Raw genomic sequence first — 2,474 nt, forward strand, 5'->3', positions numbered from 1 at the left:
GAGCACGCGGCCCTCCGCCGTTCTGAGGCTGACTTGATGGATGCCGCGCCCGTTCATCGCTATAGTGCGCTGGATGCCGTGCTGGCGGATTTCTCCGTGCTCGATGGTTAAGCCGGGGAATGTTTGCGCCGTGTGACGCTGTGATGCAATAATCATAATGTTGGTTCCATTGGGTTGGTTCTGACAATGGCGCGGCTTTGGTTGCCACCTTCACCGCGCCGCTTTTGGTTCCCCTGTTAGCGCAGGGGCTCCAATCTCTTAGACGGGCCATGCCTTCCCAGTCTGGCCCGTCGCTCTTAACTCTCCTCTTTGAACACGCGGAACACACTGGCCCGGCTAATGTTCAAATCTCTGGCGATACGTGCAGCAGGTATGCCGATCTCCCGCTTCTCCAGAATCTTTTTGCGTACCTCAGGCGTGACCTTTATCGGCCTGCCAAGGTGCTTGCCTGCTTTCTTCGCTGAATCAATCCCGGCTCGCTGACGTTCCAGCATCGAGGTGCGTTCCATTTCCGCGATCCCCGCCAGCATGGTGAGCATGAGCTTGCCCGCTGGGGTTGTTGCGTCGAATCCTTCCCGGAGGCTGATCAGGGTGATGCCCTTCGCTTTCAGGTCTTCCACCACTTCCAGCGTGCTGGCGGCATTGCGTCCTATCCGGTCGATAGCCGCCACCACGATCACGTCACCGCTCCCGGCGACCTTCATCAGGGCGGAGAATCCGGGGCGCTCCATTACGGGCGTGATGCCGCTTACTCCCTCGTCACTCAGGATCCGCGCATCGGGATAGCGTTGCAGGATGGCGTCTGTTTGCCCGCCAAGGTTCTGCTCTGCGGTTGATACGCGTACATAGCCAAAAATCATTATCGTTACCGTCTCAAAAGGTTGCTTGAGAAAATAATAGACGCTTTCGACGCATAAAACAATCTCAAATCCTCGTAAGGCCCCTCTAATTGGGGCGTCGCGTAAGGGATGCCTTTTTGACGGTATGCGAGGGCAACGCCCGCGCCCCTCCCCCTCAGTCGTGACGGCACACTTTACGGGCGGCACCTCGCCGCTGACTTTGACGAGACAACATATGACTAATTCAAATACCGCTCAGGTGGATAACCAGCTGAGCCAAATTTATGACGCGCTGGGCGAGTACGCCGCGCCGCTGCCTCAGATTGATAACCTTGCCATTACCCGCGAGCAGGCGATCAGCCTTCTCGATCAGGCCACCGCACTGGATGCCGATGCCGCGCAGCTGCGTGAGCAACGCGAAGGCCAGCACGATGCCGCCACCCTGCTGGAGCGTCAGCTGGCGACCGTTGTCGCGCTGGTTGAGGAGGGCAAAGCCTGTCTGCGTTCCGGGGAACCGGTTCGCCCTGAGTGCGCGATGGCCCCAAGCCTGATCCCTGAGGTAGAAAACGAGCTTTCAGCCGCCCGGCAGCAGCTTGCCGCCACTGGCTCGCAGATCTCCGCCATCGTGCAGCGGTCTGCCCTACTGCGCCGCCAGTGTGAGGATCTGCTGACCAAGGCGCTGAGCGACGCCCGTGTGGCTCATGTGCAGGCCCTGCTTGATGCTGCTATTCAGCAGGCTGCTGAGCTGGGGCTGGAGCTGGCAAACAGTAACCAGTACACCACGGCGATCCGTGTGGACAGCCGTCTGGCGGTTCTGGGCCGTAATAACGGCATGTTATCCAGCCTGAAAAACTACGGGAGTGCCAGATAATGACCATTAAAGCCGTACTGGCGCAGCTGGCTGCGTTAAACAGCACCATGACCAAGAGCCTCGCCGGAGACGATGCGGGGCGTGAGGCAAGGCTGAATTTTGAAGACCATAAGCTGATTGCTGACTGCTGGCAGGCCAAAGCCCCCCGCGCTCAGGTTGAGGAGCTGAAAAAGTCCCTCAAAACTACCCATGACCTCCCCGACGCGGAGCGTAAAGCAGCATTCTCAGCCGTTCGCCAGCACCTGCTCAAATCCACCGCAGGCGATGCGCTGGAGCAGGCCATGAGCGGCTCCCCTGTGCAGTTCGCGCCGGATATGACCGTGAGCCGCAACATGAGCACCGAGCAAATCCACCTCGCACGGCAGCAGCAGATCAGTGATCAGCAGCTTATCCGTGATTGTGAAGTTGCCGGGGTGGCCACCGGGCAGATCGTAGAGCTGGCGACACGTCTTGAAGACACTCGAGGCCTGCCTAATAACATCAGACAGCCCGGCATTGATGCTGTGCGTCAGCAATTAACTCAGGCACAACCGAGCCCCGCAGCGCAGGGCATCGACTGGTCTGGTACTCAATGGAGTAACAAATAATGACTTTTAACCGCACTTACGCGCCAGACATCGATCAGACCTTCCAGCAGGGAGGCCGTGGTGGCAGCGCCGAGCCGTTCCAGAATCAGCCTTATGCGCCGGGTGAGTCCATTGGCGGCGCAGCTGGTCGCCAGTCCACTGCAAAGGGCGATTTTGACGGCATCACGTTGACCGATC

The 2,474-nt window shown here is 59.0% G+C and carries 3 protein-coding genes; 2 read left to right on the plus strand and 1 reads right to left on the minus strand.

Features of this window, described 5'->3' with window-relative positions; translation table 11 throughout:
* Window positions 1-296: 296 nt before the first annotated feature.
* Entirely contained in the window at window positions 297-860 is a 564-nt protein-coding gene (locus WC7_RS21195; protein WP_016151785.1) for a recombinase family protein, read from the minus strand.
* A 214-nt stretch (window positions 861-1,074) separates the two neighbouring features.
* Between WC7_RS21195 and WC7_RS21190 the strand changes: the two genes are divergently transcribed.
* Window positions 1,075-1,710 (plus strand): hypothetical protein, encoded by a 636-nt coding sequence (locus WC7_RS21190; protein WP_016151786.1) that lies wholly within the window; start codon window positions 1,075-1,077, stop codon window positions 1,708-1,710.
* Window positions 1,710-2,297: a hypothetical protein gene (locus WC7_RS27070; protein ID WP_016151787.1), complete on the plus strand. Its 588-nt coding sequence runs from the start codon at window positions 1,710-1,712 to the stop codon at window positions 2,295-2,297. Before WC7_RS21190 ends, WC7_RS27070 begins: the two co-directional genes overlap by 1 nt.
* The last annotated feature ends 177 nt before the right edge of the window (window positions 2,298-2,474 follow it).

Origin of the sequence: Citrobacter sp. KTE151, assembly GCF_000398845.1 — a bacterium.
GTDB lineage: Bacteria > Pseudomonadota > Gammaproteobacteria > Enterobacterales > Enterobacteriaceae > Citrobacter > Citrobacter braakii.